Source organism: Pontibacter sp. MBLB2868 (assembly GCF_051904785.1).
Lineage (GTDB): Bacteria > Bacteroidota > Bacteroidia > Cytophagales > Hymenobacteraceae > Pontibacter.
In genome coordinates this window covers 3,577,988-3,597,899 of sequence record NZ_CP196710.1, presented here as the reverse complement: position 1 = coordinate 3,597,899, position 19,912 = coordinate 3,577,988, and the positions used below count along the sequence as shown (strand labels likewise).

10 protein-coding genes are annotated in these 19,912 nt (G+C 43.3%); 9 read left to right on the top strand and 1 reads right to left on the bottom strand.

All coding sequences use genetic code 11. The features are described from left to right. The first annotated feature begins 61 nt into the window (after positions 1–61). Together ACSX1A_RS15350 and ACSX1A_RS15345 are read left to right on the top strand one after the other, a co-directional pair. Positions 62–2,650, top strand: coding sequence for a DUF5686 and carboxypeptidase regulatory-like domain-containing protein (locus ACSX1A_RS15350; RefSeq protein ID WP_439880522.1), 2,589 nt, complete (start codon positions 62–64; stop codon positions 2,648–2,650). 99 nt (positions 2,651–2,749) lie between these two features. Then, on the top strand, positions 2,750–3,055 hold the full coding sequence (locus ACSX1A_RS15345; RefSeq protein ID WP_439880521.1) for a hypothetical protein: 306 nt from the start codon (positions 2,750–2,752) through the stop codon (positions 3,053–3,055). A gap of 55 nt (positions 3,056–3,110) precedes the next feature. On the opposite strand, the gene ACSX1A_RS15340 is transcribed toward ACSX1A_RS15345, so the two are convergent. Beyond that, a complete protein-coding gene (locus tag ACSX1A_RS15340; RefSeq protein ID WP_439880520.1) occupies positions 3,111–4,061 on the bottom strand; it encodes an EamA family transporter in 951 nt (316 codons plus the stop codon). Positions 4,062–4,254: 193 nt separating this feature from the next. Here ACSX1A_RS15340 and ACSX1A_RS15335 point away from each other — a divergent pair, with 193 nt between their 5' ends. The 7 genes from ACSX1A_RS15335 (at position 4,255) to ACSX1A_RS15305 (ending at position 19,912) form a co-directional block, all read left to right on the top strand. Beyond that, positions 4,255–6,714 (top strand): bifunctional UDP-N-acetylmuramoyl-tripeptide:D-alanyl-D-alanine ligase/alanine racemase, encoded by a 2,460-nt coding sequence (locus ACSX1A_RS15335; protein ID WP_439880519.1) that lies wholly within the window; start codon positions 4,255–4,257, stop codon positions 6,712–6,714. 220 nt (positions 6,715–6,934) lie between these two features. Continuing rightward, a complete protein-coding gene (locus ACSX1A_RS15330) occupies positions 6,935–7,183 on the top strand; it encodes a FeoA family protein (protein WP_439880518.1) in 249 nt (82 codons plus the stop codon). Between the two features lie 11 nt (positions 7,184–7,194). Continuing rightward, on the top strand, positions 7,195–9,348 hold the full coding sequence (gene feoB, locus ACSX1A_RS15325) for a ferrous iron transport protein B (protein WP_439880517.1): 2,154 nt from the start codon (positions 7,195–7,197) through the stop codon (positions 9,346–9,348). A 628-nt stretch (positions 9,349–9,976) separates the two neighbouring features. Continuing rightward, complete coding sequence (locus ACSX1A_RS15320; protein ID WP_439880516.1) at positions 9,977–13,090, top strand: SusC/RagA family TonB-linked outer membrane protein; 3,114 nt, start codon at positions 9,977–9,979, stop codon at positions 13,088–13,090. Positions 13,091–13,123: 33 nt separating this feature from the next. After that, complete coding sequence (locus ACSX1A_RS15315; protein ID WP_439880515.1) at positions 13,124–14,650, top strand: SusD/RagB family nutrient-binding outer membrane lipoprotein; 1,527 nt, start codon at positions 13,124–13,126, stop codon at positions 14,648–14,650. 85 nt (positions 14,651–14,735) lie between these two features. Beyond that, the gene (locus ACSX1A_RS15310; RefSeq protein ID WP_439880514.1) at positions 14,736–15,593 is read left to right on the top strand and encodes a DUF1735 domain-containing protein; all 858 of its coding nucleotides are present in this window, start codon (positions 14,736–14,738) and stop codon (positions 15,591–15,593) included. A gap of 1,049 nt (positions 15,594–16,642) precedes the next feature. After that, positions 16,643–19,912: a SusC/RagA family TonB-linked outer membrane protein gene (locus ACSX1A_RS15305; RefSeq protein WP_439880513.1), complete on the top strand. Its 3,270-nt coding sequence runs from the start codon at positions 16,643–16,645 to the stop codon at positions 19,910–19,912.

Here is a 19,912-nt window from a genome sequence, read left to right as displayed (position 1 = left end):
TCGTTTTGCGTTAGCTAATTAAATTGCATTTACACATAACGAAAGTTCCAGACCCCGGCGCATGCGGTATCTTTACCTGATAGTATCTCTGCTTTTACTACTGCCCTTATTTGCTGAGGCAGGTACACTACATGGGCGTATAACTGATGAAAACGGGCAAGGTCTGCCTTTTGCCAGCATTTACATTAACGAGACAGCCAGCGGAACAGCATCCAACGATCAGGGCTATTACCAGTTGCAGTTGCCTGCGGGCACATACACCTTGGAGTTTAAGTATGTAGGCTACCGCGCCAAAAACGAAACGGTCACGGTTGAAGAGGGTAAACAGGAGCTGAATGTGCAGCTGCTGCCAGAGGTGCTGAACCTGAAAGAAGTGATCGTGCGGGCCTCAGACGAAGATCCGGCTTACGGTATCATGCGAAATGCCATTAAGCTGCGCAAATATCACCAGAACGAAGTTAATGCCTGGGCGGCACAGGTATACATGAAAGGCGTGTACCGGCTGGATAAAATTCCCTCTAAAGTACTTGGCATTAAAGTAGTGGATGTGGATACAGGTATTGTTTACTTGTCGGAGTCTGTATCTGTTCTGAACTTTAAAAAGCCCAATAAAATACATGAGCGGATGATCTCGAGCAAGGTAAGCGGCCAGAAGAAAGGCTTCAGCTTTAACCAGGCCTCCGAGATGAATATCAGCTTCTATGACCCGCTCTTGAAGGTGCAAGGCCTGAGCGAACGAGGATTTGTATCGCCACTAGCTAATAATGCGCTCTTCTTTTATCGGTTCGAGTACCTGGGTACATTTCAGGAGAACGGACGTACTATCAACAAGATCAAAGTTATTCCCCGCCGTAAGAACGATCCGGTTTTCTCGGGCAATATTTACATCGTAGATGGCAGTTGGCGCATACACAGCACAGATCTGAAATTGACAAATGCTGCCGGTATTGAGTTTGTAGACTTCATACGCGTGCGACAGGTGTATGCCCCTGTTGCCGAGCAGGTGTGGATGCCGGTATCGCAGAAATTTAACTTTGAGGCGGCAGGGCTGGGTTTTAAAGGCGGAGGTTATGTCACTGGTGTGTACTCTAAGTATAAAGTACAGCCTGCCTATAGCAAGCCTCCTGCGCTGGAAGAGGTGGAGCCTGCAGGCGAAACAGTTGTAGCCGAGGCTAAGCGGACCAAAAAGCCTAAGATCATACTTATTAAACCTAAAGAGATAGCACCCGAAGAGCAGCAGCCTATTCAGGAGGAGGAGATATTCAGCAAAGAGGTCTTGTTAGTGGAGAAAGATGCCAATGTACGCGATTCGGCCTACTGGGCTTCGGTTAGGCCGGTGCCACTCACGCAGGAAGAGGTGCAGGATTACGCGCATAAAGATAGTATGGAAGTGATTAAAAGCTCACAGGCTTATAAAGACTCTGTAGACCACATCCGCAATATACCCTCCTTTGAGAATTTTTTTATCAGGGGCTATACTTATTCTAACACATATCAGCGCAGGTTTTATCGGTTCGATCCGCTCTTTGATATTTTAGGTGGCCCTAGCATTTTGCAGTTCAATACGGTAGAAGGCGTTGCCGCTGATGTCCGGGTAAACTATCTGAAAACTTTTGAAGATCGCCGTTCTTATGTAGTTGAGCCGGCTGTGCGCTATGGCTTCTCCAACGAGAAACTAAATGCAAAGCTGCGTATGCAGTACAACTTTGACCCTTTTAAAAACAGCTCTGTTGCTCTGGAGGGTGGCCGGTATGTATACCAGATAAACAACTTAGACCCCATTTCACCTTTTGTGAACACACTCTATACCTTGTTTGCAGAGCGCAATTATATGAAGCTTTACCAACGTGACTTCGGGCAGCTCACATACCGCAGCGAAATCTGGAATGGAGTAGGGTTGAATACCTCTGTTAATTATGCGCACCGCATGCCTTTGCAGAACACCACCGATTTTACCTTCAGGAAAAACGATGACCAGGAAAGCAGATTCACCTCTAATGTTCCTAACAACGCCGAACTCACCGATGCTTCTTTCGCCGCACACGAGGCCCTGACACTAACAGTGGGGGTTAGCTATAAACCAGGGCAGAAGTATATTATGCGTCCGGATGATAAGATAAACCTGGGGTCTAAATACCCTCGTTTTACGTTTAGTTACCGTGGCGGCTTCAAGGTTTTTGGCTGTGATGTGCAATACAATACAGCTGGCTTAAGTATAAGTGACGATGTAAGTATGGGTTTACTGGGAGTGAGCCAATACAGTGTGTTGGGCGCTTTTTTCTGGGGTAAGCAAGACATGCGGCTATTGGATTACAAACATTTTAACGGCAACCGCACCCATTTTGCCGGGTCTTATTCTGGTTTTCAGTTGCTGGATTATTATCGCTACAGCACCAATAACAGCTACCTCGAAGCACATTACGAGCATCATTTCAATGGTTTTCTTTTTAATAAAGTCCCCTTGTTCCGTAAGCTGAAGTGGCAGGAAGTAGTGAGCCTTAACTACCTGAACACTCAGGAATCTAAAAATTACCTCGAGCTAGGACTGGGGATAGAGCATATTTTTAAAGTGATCCGCGTAGATTTTGTGACTTCGTTCCAGGAAGGTAACAAAGCCCGGACAGGTGTACTGATAGGCTTAGGATTTTGAGCCCTGCTGCTGTTCTGTTACCCCGGCAGGAGCAGCAGCCTTATAACCAATTAGCCCAGTGAACGTTAAAAATAGCCTGAGAACTAAACTAAATAAGACATGAAAACCATACAGCATATATTCAAAACAGGTGTAGCAGTAGCCTTTGCGGGGGCAATCGGCTTTGGCTGTAATTACGATAGGCCAGAGTCAAATCCAACGGATGATACCAGTACATCGGAAGCCATAGTGGCCATGGACTCCTCTGCGGCTAACCTGAACAATCCGAGGCCTGCGCCAATCGGGGATACTTCGGTAACGGCAGAACAGGCAAACAGATTTGGAGAGTTGAAGTCAAACCAGGATACAACTGCCAGAGCACTACATAAACTAGATGAATTGAAGAAAAAGAAGCAGAACCAATAAATTTATAAATAGCGATAGCAATGCCCTACCTGTACTTGTTACTGGAAGGGCATTGCTATTTTATAACTGCTGTGGTACCCACAGGTGGTATAACCATACCATTCGCACTTTTTTTACGGCCCTTCAGGTTGATGTTGTAGATGATCACAGAGATGAAAATGATCATGTAAGCCAGTACCTTTAGTAGTGTCGTCTTCTCATCAAAATAAAGAAAAGCCATAATAAAATTCAGGATCGGATTGATATACATCAGTATGCCAATCGTGCCTGAGGTAAGTTCTTTTAGAGCAAACAGGTTCAGGAAAAGGGGCAAAACTGTAAAACCAGCACTTAACAAGGCAATGTTCAGGAAAAAATGACTATCCAGTACCGCTGAAGAACCTTCGGTGAAGAAACTGTAGAACGGGCCTATAAAGACAAAGGAAAGGATCAGCTGAAGCGTCAGGAGCACAATTTTATCATAGTCTTTTAGAATGCGCTGCGAGATCAGGTAAAAAGCGTAAGAAAGGGCAATCATCAAGCTAAACAGCAAGCTTCTGATCTCACCGGAACCCACCAGTGCACAACTCAGAGCACTTAAGGCAATGGCGATCCATTGGTTGGTTCTAAGTTCTTCTTTCAGCAGCAGGAAGCCAAGTACAGCCGTAATGATAGGGCAAAGCAGGTAAGAAAAAGAGCCTGTCTGAATACTGATATGGTTGATCACATAAATAAAGAGCAACCAGTTTATTGTTAACAACGCCCCACCCAGAACAGTAAAAAGTATAAACTTCCGCTTTTCCTGTGGCACGCTTTGCTTTACCTGTGTAAGTACCGCCTTGATCTGCTTTCTGCGAAATAACAAAGAGATCAGTAGTAACAGTACCACAGAAAGTGCCACCCTGAAATACAGGATTTGCCCGCTTGGGTAAGCTGCAAGCGCTTTTAATGGAAAAGGAATAAACCCCCAGATAATAAAAGCAGCCAGCCCGGCGGCATAGTATGGTCTTTTTTCGATTGTGCTCAAGGTAGTGTGCGGGAATAAAACGTTACAAATGTATAAAAGCCAGGGCTGTTTTGATGTTGCTACACCTTTTTATGATAAAATATTTTCAGCTACGGTTCTTGTCGTTCCCTGATTTGCTTTCGCAACTCGTCACGCTTTGCTTTTAACTCATCGTTACTAAAACTATCTTTGATGTACGTATAAATTATAGCTCATGCTTACGTTTCAGCAACTCGCTTCTATTGTTAAAGGAACACTTGTGCAGTTTGTGCAGGAGTTGCCTGTTGTACACCTGCTTACTGATAGCCGTAAGCTATCACAGCCAACAGGGTCAGTGTTTTTTGCCATAAAAGGGAAGTATAATGACGGCCATAAGTATCTGCAGCAGCTCTACAACCAAGGGGTGCGGGCATTTGTAGTTGAGCAGGGGCAGCCGGAGGAACTGAAGCTCCAGTATCCTGAGGCAAATATACTGCAGGTAAAAGACAGCCTGCAGGCTTTACAGAAATTGGCTGCTTGGCATCGAGCGCAGTTCAACATACCTGTTCTTGGCATTACAGGCAGTAATGGCAAGACCATTGTAAAAGAGTGGCTCGCCCAGTTGCTGAGCCCCGATGAGTTGGTGGTAAAAAGCCCAAGGAGTTATAACTCACAGCTGGGCGTGCCGCTGAGTGTATGGCAAATGGAGCCCAACCACTCCTTTGCAATTTTTGAGGCGGGCGTATCGCAACCCGGCGAGATGGAGAAGCTACAGCAGGTTATTCAGCCTACCATTGGCATCTTTACCAACATTGGCAGCGCGCACGACGAAGGCTTCATATCGCGGCAGCAGAAAATAGAGGAGAAACTGAAGCTTTTTAAAAATGTTGAACTGCTCTTTTATTGTTCCGATTACGAGGATCTTCGAAATGCTGTGCAGACACATAAGATAAACGCTTTTACCTGGTCCAGAAAGCAGCAACAGGCAGACCTGCATATTAAGGCTACCACCCCGGCCGGGCACAGAACCATAGTTGTCTATACTTATAAAGGTGAAAAGCAGCGGCTGGCCATTCCTTTCACTGATGAAGCCTCGATAGAAAATGCCTTGCACTGCCTGGCTGTGCTGCTGTACCGCAACCTGCCGCTGGCCGAAATCCAGGATAGGCTGGATAGACTGCACCCGATAGCCATGCGCCTTGAAATGAAGGAAGCTATCAATGGCTGCTACCTGATTGATGATACCTATAACAACGACCTGGGTGGCCTGGCCATAGCCCTGGATTTGCTGGTTAACCAGCCACAACGCGGTAGTCGAACCGTTATATTATCGGACCTGCTTGAATCAGGGTTGCCTGAGGAGAAGCTGTATGCTAAAGTGGCAGAACTGGTGCAGGCGCGTGGCGTGGAGCGGCTCATAGCCATAGGGCCAACCATCAGCAAGTATAAAAACATGTTCAGCCTTCCGGCTACGTTTTATGCGGCAACCGCTGATTTCCTGAAACATTTCAATAGCACAGAATTCCGAAATGAGGTGATCCTGGTGAAAGGTGCACGCGTGTTTGAGTTTGAAAAGATCGTACATGCTTTTCAGCAGAAGGTGCATGGCACAGTGCTGGAAGTGAACCTGGATGCGCTGGTGCATAACCTGAACTTCTACCGATCCAAACTGGCTCCGGATACCAAGCTGATGGTGATGGTAAAAGCCTTTGCCTACGGAAGCGGGAGTTTTGAGGTAGCAAATTTGTTGCAGTTCCACAGGGTAGATTACCTTACCGTGGCCTATGCTGATGAAGGAGTGATGCTGCGCGAGCACGGGATCACGCTACCTATCATGGTCATGAATCCTTCTGCAGACAGTTTTGCCAAGATCAAGCAGTATAACCTGGAACCCGAAATCTATTCGATGGAGCTCTTGCGGGCTTTCATCACCTCTGTTGAAGAATCGGCGACTTACAAGATCCACTTAAAGCTGGATACTGGTATGCACCGTCTTGGTTTTGTGCATGAAGATTTCAACGATCTATTCACTGTACTACAGCAATACCCGCAGGTGCAGGTCGTAAGTGTATTCAGCCACCTTGCCGGTGCTGATGAAGCCCTGCATAACGATTACTCCCAGCTGCAGATCGCTCAGTTCAGGCAAATGGCTGCAGAAGTGGAGGCAAGGTTGGGAAGTAAAGTGGTAAAACACATCCTGAACTCTGCGGGTATTGTACGTTTCCCGGAACACCAGCTGGACATGGTGCGGCTTGGAATTGGTTTGTATGGTGTAGAGGCCACTGGTTCAGAACAGGAAGCACTCAGGCCGGTTAGTGTTCTCAAAACGACAGTGTCGCAGGTCAAAAATATAAGACAGGGAGATACAGTTGGGTATAGCCGTAAAGGCGTTGCTGACGCTGATAAAACGATTGCTACTATTGCCATTGGTTACGCTGACGGTTATGACCGCCGTTTCAGCAATGGAGTAGGGCATGCGATACTACATGGCAAAAGATGTCCGGTGATAGGGAATGTGTGCATGGACATGTGCATGATAGATGTGACAGGTTTACCTGTTAAAGCAGGTGACGAAGCTATACTTTTCGGACCGCAGCTAACGCTGGTAGAACTGGCAAAAAGCATCGGCACCATACCTTATGAGCTGCTAACCAATGTTAGTACCCGTGTAAAGCGGGTGTTTTTTGCAGAGTAAGGTTTAGTTGGTGTGAGTAATAAAAATAGCTGAGTTTTAGATGTGTTCATAACCAGTTGCTTGCTTTCTCGCTTCTACAGGGTGCATTGTATTATCAGATTCTGTAAAAACCAAATCAAAAAAATGAGAATTATCACAAATCAGTAAATCTTTTGCTTTAAAGTTGAACACCTTGTAACTTGCAGTTGTTTATAAACAGTCTAAATAAAAACAGCAAGAGGTGCGAAATACGATAGAAGTGAAGCCGGAGCGGAAAAGTGTGCGCGACCTGAAGATTGGGGAATTTGGGGTGATCTGTTGCCTCCAGGACCCTGAAATGGGATTGAAGTTGCTTGAAATGGGTTGTATACCGGGCACAGAGGTTAAAATGAATAGCCGTGCGCCTTTCGGAGATCCGATCACCATTATTGTGAACGATTATACCCTTTCTCTGCGATTAGACGAAGCCGAGACTATTTTGCTTAAATAGTGATCAATTAAATGACTGTAGCTACCCAGCCTGAAGAATTAAAGGTCGAAAGGCCGCCCATACGCCAATCGGAAGCTAAAATTGCGCTTATTGGTAATCCTAATTCAGGAAAGACATCTTTGTTTAACCAGCTGACAGGCTTAAATCAGAAAGTTGGTAATTTCCCGGGTGTTACTGTCGATAAAAAAACAGGCTATAGCCAACTCACACCAAACTTAAGGGCCGAGATCATTGATTTGCCCGGTACCTACAGCCTTTATCCAAAGTCATTGGATGAGCGCGTAATCATAGACCTTCTTTACGATCCTGCTTCTAAGCATTACCCGGATCTGGTAGTTGTTACTGCCGATGCCTCAAACTTGAAGCGTAACCTGTTGTTGTTCACTCAGCTGGCTGATTTGCATATTCCTGCTATACTGGCGCTGAACATGGTGGACGTTGCAGAGAAGGAAGGAGTGAAAATTGATATAGCTGCGCTGCAGCGTGAGCTCGGTGTACCTGTGATACCAATGAACGCCCGCAAGGGAATTGGGGTAGCCGCGCTCAAAATAGTGATGACCCAGCAACTGGAGCCAACACCTGTGTCTTTTTATGAGATACCGCAGGAACTGATGCGCCTTCTGCAGGTTATTAAGACGCGCTTCGGGCTTAGCACAGATTATTTAGCCCTGCACTACGCTCACCAATATAAAAATCTGCGGTTTTTGCCGGAAACGGATATCGCCTGGCTAGACGAGCAGTTGCAGGCAGAAGGTTTCAAGTCAAACACATTGCAGGCGAACGAAACAATTGCCCGTTATGTGCGGATCAATGAGCTCCTCCTGGATGTTGTGCGTGTAGAGAAGGCTGTGAAGGATGAAAAATTCAGTAATCGTCTGGACCAGGTACTAACGCATAAGGTATTTGGCTACCTGATCTTCTTTACAATACTCTTCCTTATGTTTCAGGCAGTTTTTGCCTGGGCAAGTTATCCCATGGATCTTATAGATCTGGGAATTGCGAACCTGAACAGCCTGATACAGGAGAACTTTGAAGGCCCACTTGTCAATCTGCTTACTGAAGGCGTGATTTCTGGGCTGGGAGGGGTGCTGATGTTTGTGCCGCAGATCGCCATTCTCTTTGCCTTTATTGCCATACTGGAAGAAACAGGATACATGGCGCGCGTAACATTTATGATGGATAAGATCATGCGCAAGTTTGGCCTGAACGGCAAAAGCGTAGTGCCCTTAATCTCTGGTGTTGCCTGTGCTGTACCAGCTGTAATGTCTGCCAGGACGATCGAGAACTGGAAGGACCGAATGATCACGATATTCGTGACTCCTTTAATGAGCTGTTCAGCCCGAATTCCGGTTTACACAGTGTTAATCGCGCTGGTGGTGCCGGAGAAGTATTATTTGGGTTTCCTGAACCTGCAGGGCCTTGTGCTGATGGGGTTATACCTGATCGGTTTCCTGGCTGCAATATTTTCCGCGCTACTGCTGAAAACAATCCTGAAAGCCCGTGAACGGAGTTACTTCATTATGGAGTTTCCGGTATACAAAATGCCACGCTGGAAAAACGTAGGGATCACGATAATCGAGAAGTCGAAGGCTTTTGTTTTTGAGGCTGGGAAAGTAATTGTAGCTGTGTCCATTATTTTATGGGTGCTCGCTTCCTATGGTCCTGGCGAAAGTTTTGAGCAAGCCAGAAAGAAAGCTATAGTTGAGGCAGAAGCACAAAACTTAACTGAAACGCAGACCGAGAACAGAATCGCATCCCATCAACTGGAGTCATCTTATGCCGGATTGATTGGTCGTACTATTGAGCCTGTTATAAAGCCGTTGGGCTACGATTGGAAGATCGGAATTGCCCTGCTCACATCTTTTGCAGCCCGCGAGGTGTTTGTAGGTACCATCTCTACGATCTACAGCATAGGAGAGGAGGAGAACGTAAGTACAATAAAGAACAAGCTAATGGCAGAGAAAGATGCCAATGGCGACCCATTTTTTACTCCTGCCCGTTCGTTCTCACTGATGATCTTTTACCTCTTCGCTATGCAGTGTGTGAGCACGTTAGCTATAGTTCGCCGCGAGACAAAAAGCTGGCAGTGGCCTTTAGCACAACTGCTGTATATGAGTGGCCTGGCCTACGTGATGGCCTTTATAACCTATCATATCTTTAGCTGATACCTCCTCAGTCGTTACTAGTCCTCCTTGCCTGTATCCCTTTGGGAGCGAAGTGTGCTTTTGTTTTGAAATCCATAACCAAGCAGCTTCAGTGTGCTGATCGCTTATTTTGTTAATTTTTCCCCCAAGTCTTTTACTTTTCAATTCCATGTTAATAAATTGATATTCAATTTATTAAGTATAGATGTGGGTTGCCAGGATCCGTGTCGCAACATTTTTTTTTGATTGATTTGAATCATCTCGCTTGTTTAACTTAAGTTTTAATGTTAAAATTGTTTATTACTTATTTAATTCAAACGGCCAATGTTAAGAGTAATACTCTCTAAGAATTCATTTCTGATTACTTGTTTAAACTTCTCTTCAGATGCTGCATCCTCTTTGCAAGCGCAGATAATTATATCTTAGCACATCTTTTTTTATCATGAAAAAGTAAGGTGCCTGCCTAAACAGATTGAGCAAATAAGGTTTTGCTTCGATCACAGAACAGTTACTGTTTACTGATCTCACTTTAAATGCACAAAAAGACTCTTAGAGTCTCGAGTGGCTGATAAAAGGCCTGGGTCTTCTGGTGCCTTCAGCAATAAACAAATTACTAATTACTAACTACCTAAAACAAAAAAAGAGTACAATGAAAAGACTACTACTTTTAAGTCTTTTGCTCGTTGCAGCCGTGTGCGAACACGCTGTGGCGCAGGTAAAAGCCATCACCGGTAAGGTGATTGACGCATCCACGAACCAGGCGTTACCAGGGGTAACGGTAATGGTTAAAGGGACCTCTGTAGGTACTGCAACAGGTGCTGATGGAACGTATTCCATTAACGTACCAACTGATAAGAATACATTAGTATTCCGTTTTATTGGCTACACAACTGTAGAGCGCGAAATTGGTAACGCAAGTGCAGTAAATGTATCGCTTCCTTTAGACTCTAAGCAATTATCAGAAGTTGTGGTAACAGCTTTAGGTATTGAAAGACAGAAGAAAGAAATCGGATACGCAACTACAACTGTTTCTAATGAAGTAGTGACAAGAGCAAACCCGGTTAACGTAGCAAACGGCTTACAGGGTAAAGTTGCCGGCTTGAATATTACAACTACAAACAGTGGTGTATTCGAGAACGTGAAGATCAACCTGCGTGGTATTCGATCTCTGACTGGTAATAACAACCCACTTTTAGTTATTGATGGGGTGCCTGCATCTCTAGACTTCTTGTCTTCTATCAACCCTAATGATATCGAAAGCACAAACATACTAAAAGGTGCTTCTGCTGCTGCCATTTATGGTCCGGATGCAAGAAACGGTGTTATTATCGTTACAACTAAGAAAGGATCTCGTAATGAAAAGCCTACAGTAACTGTAAGCCATTCTACGCAGTTGTCCCAGATTTCTTTCTTCCCTAAGTTCCAGACTCAGTTTGGTAGTGGTGGATACGGAGTCTATACGCCTTACGAAAACTGGTCTTGGGGACCTGCATTTGACGGTTCTGAAGTAGAAATAGGACATGAGTTAGAGGATGGAAGCGTTCAAAAAGTAAAATACAGCGCAACAGATGAGCGCAAAAACTTTTTTGATACAGGCGTTACTACACAGAATGACATCTCTTTTGCCGCAAAAAACTTCTACATCAGCTTTCAGGATGCCAACATACACGGTATTGTTCCAGATGATAAGAACCGTAGAACTGGTATTAGACTGAACACATCCAATGAGTATGGTAAGTTTAAAGTTGGGTTCAACACGAACTATATTCAGCAGAACTACAACGTATTTGATGATGCGCAGATGGCTGACTATAACACCACTCAGAACGTTGGTTTGAATCAAGGTTTGATGAACTTGATTTTCAACACACCTGCACACATTCCGATTTCTTCTTACAAAGACTTTAGAAACAACAAGTTTGCCGAGTATAATGGCTATTTTAACGACTATGGCTTAAACCCATACTTTGCAATAGCTAACTGGAGATTAGATGGCAAGCGTGAAGACCTGCTAACAAATGTTGACTTAGGATTTAAGGCGACTGATTGGTTGACATTGAACTACAGAGCCGGCTTAACTAACAGAGCAATCACTGAAAGAAACACTTCTGAAGGTGTAGTTCCGACTCCATACGGCGAAGACAGAGGATTCTCAACTATCCCAGGTGCGGTTAATGAAAGATCATACAAGAGCACTCGTTTGTCTTCTGAGGCATTTGCGAATATAAACAAAGAGATAAACGAGAACTTCAAAGTAACAGGTATCTTGGGTACTTATTTACGCCAGGTTGATACACGTGACACAGAAGTAGGTGCCACTAACCTGGTTGTTCCTGGGCTTTATAGCATCGACCACTTAACAGGTCAGTTAACAGGTTCATCCCCTTTATACAAAACAAGACTTTTCTCCTTGTATGCAAGTGCCGGCCTAAGCTACAAAGGATGGGCTAACGTAGAGGTAACTGGGCGCCAAGATAGAACTTCAGTTCTGAGCCTTGATAACAACACCTTCTTCTATCCTGGTGTAAGTGGGTCATTAGTGCTTTCAGAAGCTATTCCTAGCTTACAAAACAGCAGCCTGATTTCTTACCTTAAGCTAAGAGGATCTTGGAGCAAAACAGGTAACGCTGATATTAACCCATATCTGTTAGCTGCGACTTTCGGACAAGCTAGCGGTTTCCCTTATGGTGCCTTACCTGGATATACTGCTAACAATACTATCTATACTTCAGAACTTGAGCCAGAGTTTATTGAAAGTAAAGAAGTTGGTGTTGAGACAGGCTTCTTAAATGGTCGAATCAATTTAGATGCTACTTACTATCACCAGAACAACGACAACCAGATAATTCCTATTGGTGTATCTGCAGGTACAGGTTATACTAGTGCATATGTAAATGCTGCATCTTTCATCAACAAAGGTGTTGAGCTGGACTTGAGATTGACTCCACTTGTTGAGCTTGGAGATGTAGATATTGAGTTTAGAGCCAATGCAACATATAATGACAGCGAGATTACAAGCGTATATGCAGGACTAGATGAGCTATTTATTGGCGGTTACACAACTGCGGCAAACTACGCCATCGTTGGCCAGCCTGCTTTCATTATCAAAGCAGTAGATTATGCGAGAGATGAGGAAGGTAGAGTTATTGTTGATGCAAAAACTGGTTATCCTTCAGTTGATCCAAACCTAAAATCTTTTGGTCGTACACTTCCAAAATGGATAATAGGGTTAAACCCATCAGCTAAATGGAAAGGTTTGAACCTGTCTGTACTAGCTGAGTACAAAGGTGGCCATTATGCTTATCATGATATCGGACAGGCAATGGCATGGACAGGTGTATCTGCCGCTTCTGCTCGTAACAACCGTGAAAGATTTGTGTTCCCTAACTCTGTTTATGAAGACCCAGAGAACCCAGGTCAGTACATTGAAAACACTGATATCACGATCAGCAATGTGAATGACTTCTATACAGGTGTTTATAGAAGCGCAAGAACTAACTTTATCACGAGTGCATCTCACTGGAGATTACGTGAAGTAGCGTTAAGCTATGCTGTTCCTGAAAAATTCCTTGCAAAACAGAATGTTGTGAAAGGAGTAACAGTGGCGATTACCGGTAGAAACCTTCTACTATGGGTACCTGAAACAAATGAGTTCCAGGATCCTGATTTCAACTTCACGCAAGGGAACGCTGCAGGTATCTCAAACTCTCAGATCAACCCTCCAACAAGAACATTTGGTGGTAACGTAACGCTACGATTCTAATAACCAGGAATTCTAAAATCTAATTAATAGAAAATGAAAAAGTTTATATATCCGATTCTTTCCTTCTTGATGCTTTTTGCAGCAACGGGTTGTAAAGATGATTTCTTCGATATCAACGAAAATCCAAATGCCCCTATTGAGGAGTCAATCACACCACAGTTGATTCTCCCAAGAGCGCTACATGCGACGGCAGCAAGAATGGCAACATCATATGACTATGCAGCACATTGGACGGGCTATTGGGCACGCTCTGGTACTTATGGTCCATCTACTGAGCAGGAGTCTTATAACATTACAACGCAGTACCAATCTGATGAGTGGGCTGGTTGGTATGACATCTTGAACGATGTTAACTTAATGGAAAAAAAGGCTAAAGTAACTGATCAGAAGTTCTATCAGGGTACAGCTAAGGTCCTTAAGTCAATTGGTTTCATGTATTTGGTTGACCAGTATGGTAATGTGCCTTACTCTCAGGCATTTGACTTTAAAAACAACATTCTGCCTGCTTACGATAAAGGTGAAGATATCTATGATAGCCTTCTGGTGGAGCTTGATGCAGCTGCAAAGCTTTTTGCAGAGGCCGAAGTAACTCCTGCCATGGAAACTGTTGATATTATGTTTGGTGGTGATGTAACAAAGTGGAGAAAGTTGGTTAACACCCAGCGTTTAAAACTAATCCTTCGCCAAGCTGAAGTTCCTGGTTTTGATGCCGCTTCACAAATGGCAAAAATCACGACTGATGGTAGTGGCTTTTTATCAACTACTGCTGAAGTACAGCCTGGATATGCAGTTGTTGGAGGCCAACAAAATCCATTCTGGAACGCATATAAGTTAGATGTTACTGGTTCTGTAGCTGATAACTATAACAGAGCAAACAACTATGTTCTTAGTAAGCTTAGAACTAGTAACGATGTTCGTTATCAGTATTACTTCAGTAAGGCAAAAACTCCGCAGGGTGGAAACACTTACTACGGCTATAACTTTGGTGAGGTAATACCAAACAGTGCTCCTAAGGCTGCTAATTCATCTGATGTAGCAGGGCCAGGTCTGGCAAAAACGGCAACACAGCCGCAGTGGTTATTTACTTCTGTTGAAAGCAAGTTCCTGCAGGCTGAAGCTACTGCAAGAGGTTTGTTGCCAGGTGAGCCTAAAGCGGCTTGGAAAGATGCAGTTATTGAATCATTCAAATGGTTAGGAGTATCAGAAAAGGATGCTACTACAGGCAATTTAAAATCTGCTACTCAGGTTGCAGAGGAATACTTGGCACAAGATAATGTAGACCTTGTAAACTATGATGCTGCAACTGATAAGGTGAAGTTCATTGTAATGCACAAGTACTTGTCGTTGGTAGGCATTAACAATTTTGAAGCATGGGTAGACTATAGAAGAGTAGGAGTTCCTTCTGATCTTCCGTTGTCTCTTTCTCCTAGTAAAGGTTCTAACGGAATACCTAAGCGTTTGATGTATCCAGCAAACGAGTACAGTTATAACGCTGCGAACGTTGCCAAAGAAGGAAGCATCAATCCTCAGTCAACAGCTGTGTTCTGGGATGTTAAATAACCTTAAATATTAAGATATCAAGAATATGAAATTACTGACTAAACTACTCCCATTTGCTGTGCTATGCATGGGCCTAAGCTCTTGCTTGGACGATGAGCGTATTGTACCTGATACAGCTGATGCAGCAAATATCATCGAGTTTTCTGCAAGCCCTTCAGTATATCCTTCTTCAAGCTACTTGTTTCCTGTGGTAACATCAGCGTACGAAGTTAAACCTGCGGCTGAAATGGAAGTTGTAGTAAGCTATTCAGGGACTGATGTAGCGCCAGAGGACATCACTGTTAATATTGAAGTTTTACCAGCCCTAATAGACGAGTTTAATGCTAAAGTTGAAGCGGATGCAAGGGCAGAAGCTATTGCCACAAATGATGATCCGGACGCAGCTGCTGAGGATGCTCTATTTGAGAATGGCTATGATTTAATGCCGTCAGAGCTTTATGAGCTTAAGGCTACTCAGGTAACAATAAAGAAAGGCGAAAGAAAAGCGATCCTTCCGATTACTGTTCATACTGATCAGTTTGATTTCTCTAAGCAATATGGTATTCCATTGAAAATAAGCGGAGCTTCTACAGGTACGATCAGTGGAAACTTTGGTGCTGCAATCTTCAATGTTAAAGCGAAGAACCAGTATGATGGAAAGTATAGTTATAAGGGCGCAGCTGATCAGTCACTTGGTGCTGGCAAAGAAGCAACAATAGTAATGGCAACTACTGGTGAGTTTACTGTAAAAACCGGTTTGGTAGCTACTTATAGCAACGAAGTGTTTTATACTGTAGACCCAGCAACTAACAAAGTAACTGTTTCGATGACAACGCTTCTTCCTATAGCTACAGATCCAAGTAGCCATTACGATCCTGCAACAAAGACTTTCCACGTAAAGTGGACTTCAAATGGTGGAGCGAGACATTTCGAAGAAACAATCAAATACATTAAGCCTAGATAATAATAGCGTTTGCTTAATGTGCGTGCTATCATACAGAGATTATTAATAAAGTAAATAGATAAAAATACTAGGTAATCTTCTTCATTGGACAAAGGCCCCCGGAAACCGGGGGCCTTTTCTTTTTTACTACCAAGTCTTCAGTCCCACCTGTTTTAAATAGCGTTGATCAGCTACATGCTACAACTTTAGTATTGCTCCATCCCCCCACATAGGCATCAGTTAATTATTTAGGTATTTCAATTCGCTTATATTTTATACACTAATTTATTACCCATAATTTTTTAGTATCCGTAATAGACGTAGCTACTTGAACAGCATCAGCAGCTTCCGGTAATAAAAATTGATAAAAAATAATTTTCGTTCTCTAAATATTGTGTTAATCGCAAAGCACTCATAGTTAATATGTTATAAATTAGAGTGCAAGTACCTGAAAATAAATGTTGCAACATTTTTCTTGCAAATGTTAAGAAAAGTTTTGTGAAACTGAACTTAATTCATTAAACTTGTTAATCTCTCACCTTAAACAGATATTAATATGAAAAGACTGGTACTCTTTGAGACGTCATTTCCAGGCATTTTTAAAAGCCCCTCTTTGAACGCTCCATCACCATCATAAGCGTTAACCGGCTAATTTATCGTTAATTTCTTTATCCCAAAATTTTGAACTATATGTTCAGGTGGCTTTCTATTGCCTTTTTCTAAGGGTGAATTGATTTTGCTGCTGTCTGAGCAGGGAGCGCTGAAAGAGGGTTAATGAAAATGCAATTAAAGTTCTATGATATCAATGTATTGTTCAAATTTGAACGATGCAAAGTACTCAAACACTTTATTGTACTATTCCGTTAATTTGCTGCACGAGCAAAAATCTTAACTGGCTAAATAATACCAGTTCCGACTGCAGGAGAGGGGATTACCTAATCAAATTACTGCACCAACGCTTATCGGTAGCAAATTTTTCTACACTTACTTGGCTGATCAGGCTGAAATAGAGTAAGCCTCTCGGTAATAAAACAATATTTTATATTCACTTACCTTAAACAAACAGCGCAATGAAAAAACTTTTAATGCTGACCTTCCTTCTGGTCTCTTGCTTGCTTCAGCAAGCAATGGCACAGAGTAGGACAATCACCGGTAAGGTGATTGATGCCTCCACAAACCAGGCGTTACCAGGTGTAACGGTTATGGTGAAAGGTACTACTGTTGGTACTGCTACCTCTGCTGATGGTACTTACAAATTAAATGTGCCACAAGGTGCAAACACGCTGAAGTTCAGCTTTATCGGCTATCGTGATATCGAGAAGGCCATTGGGAATGCTGCCTCAGTAGATGTGGCTCTTCCGCTTAATACTGAGCAACTTTCTGAAGTAGTTGTAACTGCTCTTGGAGTTAAGCGAGAGGCCAGAACAATTACGTATGCCTCACAAGAGGTTACTGCTAAAAACCTGAACATTACACAAGGTGTGAACGTGAAAGACGCTCTTGCCGGTAAAGTTGCAGGTGTGCAGATCAACGGTCAGGCGGGTTCTAAACTAGGTCAGTTTGGTAAGCTTCGTATTAGGGGTGCCATATCTCTGACAAGCGATAGCGATCCGCTTTATATCGTTGACGGTATTCCAACGCCTGATCCAAACGACATCGACATGAACAACGTTGAGTCGGTAAACGTGCTTAAAGGACCAAACGCAACCTCTCTTTACGGACAAAGAGCTGAGGCAGGTGTAGTTGTAATCACAACTAAAAAAGGCACAGGCGGACTATCAGTTGAGCTTACAAATGCAACTACATGGGATAAGGTAGCTTACCTGCCTAAGTATCAGAATAAGTATGGTCAGGGATATGACGGTGAAGATGCATTCGGAATCTTTGACTTTGAGGCTGGTGCAGATGGTGAGCCATATCCTGAAGAATGGAAAATTTTTGATGGAAAGCGTTACCTGCTTTGGGATAATAACTATGCTGACGAAAGCTGGGGACCTAAACTGGATGGACAGGAGTATGTTCCATGGTACGCTTGGTGGAAAGGTACTGCAGAAAACCCGAACCCATACTTCGGACAAACTGCTAATTACACAGCTCAGCCAAACAACATTAAAGATTTTTATGATACTGGTTTAACTAAGAAAAACGGTATCTCTGTTAGCGGCGGTAACGATAGATTTAACGCACGTTTAGCTTATACTAACCTAGATCAGTCAGGTATTACTCCTTACACAGACCTGATGAAGCACTTCGTGAACACGAACTTTGAGTTTAAAGCAACAGATAAGTTAACTGTTAACTCAAACATCCGCTTCACAAACTCTACTATCCACGGTGATTATGATGATGGTTATGGTAACCAAACTTCAGGTTCATTCAACTCATGGTTTGGTCGTGATGTAGACATCAGCAAACTTAGAGAACTAAAAGACCTGGTTACACCTGGTGGACACTCTGCATCATGGAACTGGTGGGGACCTGACTATTATTCATACTATGGTGCAGGATTTAAGAAACCTGCTTTCTGGTTCAACCCATACACTTTCCTTGAGAACTACAATCAAGAGCGTACCAACAACAACATAGCAGGAAGCTTAAGTGCTGCTTATAAGATCAATGATAATTTTGAATTCTCAGTAACTGGTTCAAGAAACGCGACTAACTACGAATCACAGTACCACTTCCCATTCTTCCTGTCAAACTCTGCAGCTCCGGAGCTTTACAATGCCTGGTCAAACAGCTTTGGTAAGTACCGCAGATCAAACTCTGAGAATAACTTCAGCTCTATGTTGAAGTATGAGAATAATTTTGGTGACTTCGACTTATCAGCTTTTGTTGGTGGTAACATCAGAACAAACGACTATGAGAGCCTTGAGGCTTGGATGACAGTTGATGCCAAATCTGGTGGCTTGATCATACCTGATGTTTATGATTTTGCGAATGCTGGTGAACTACCTACCCCTAGACCATACATGTATGAGAAAGAGGTGAGAAGTATCTATGGTAATGCATCTTTAGGTTATAAAGATATGGCTTATCTGGATGCAAGTGTAAGAAGAGACTGGAGCTCAGCGCTTCCGACTGATAAGAATGGTTACAGCTACCCATCAATTGGTGCCAGCTTAATCTTCTCTGAGCTTGTTGACTTCGACGCATTATCGTTTGGTAAGTTGAGAGCTGGTTGGGCACAGGTAGGTAACGATGTGGATGCATTGCAGATCAATCCAATATACTCTTTGGGTGCAAAACCATATTTGGGTTCAAATGTATTGATGTACCGCTATACTACACTGGTAGACCCTAACATTGTACCATCAACAAACACTTCTATGGAAGCTGGTTTTGATGTTAAGTTCTTCAAGAACAGAGTTGGCTTAAGCTTTACTTACTACGATGAGAGCAGAAAGAACGAGATCATCCCTGTGAGTACATCCAGAGCTTCTGGTTACAATGCCTTCCTTACTAACGCTGGTGAGTCTTCAAGAAAAGGTATCGAGCTTGCCTTAGATGGAGATATTTTCAGATCTGACAATGGCTTTAACTGGAATGCGACATTCAACTTTGCAAGAAACAGAACTACTGTTGATGCACTTCCAGCTGATTTTAAAGCTATCACTGCTCCAGGTGGTTCTGATGCCTACGCTTTTGCAACGGTTATCCATGAGCTTGGTAACAACTGGGGTCAGCTAAGAGGTACTGGCTTTGCAAGAGATGATCAAGGCAACAAGATCCTTCAGTCGAATGGCTTGTATGCGATTGAAAGAAACCAATACTTTGGTAGCGTACTTCCAGATTTCACTGGTGGTTTGTTGAACAGATTTAGCTACAAAGGCCTTTCTTTAGTTGCTTCTATTGACTTCCAGAAAGGTGGTAACTTCTTCTCATTAACTGAGATGTGGGGTGAGTCTTCTGGTCTGTTAGAAGAAACTGCTGCTACAAACGACAAAGGCAACAACGTACGTGATGCAGTTGCTGATGGTGGTGGTGTTCACGTAACAGGTGTTGACGCAAACGGTGAAAAAGTAGATACTTATGTAGATGCATATGACTATTTTACACAGTTTTATGGCAACAGGTTAGCTGAGCCATTTATCCACGATGCAAGCTTTATTAAGTTAAGAGATGTTAGCTTGTCTTACGATATTTCTACCCTGCTGAAGAAGAACTTCTTTGTAAAAGGAGCTACAGTTGGTGTAGTTGGCAGAAACCTGTGGCTGATGTCAGTATCTAAAGACAATACTCATCGTTGGGATCCATCTGAATTGTCTCAGACATTCGGTGAGAACGGACAGTTGCCAGGAACGAGAAGCTATGGTGTAAATGTTAGGTTAACTTTCTAA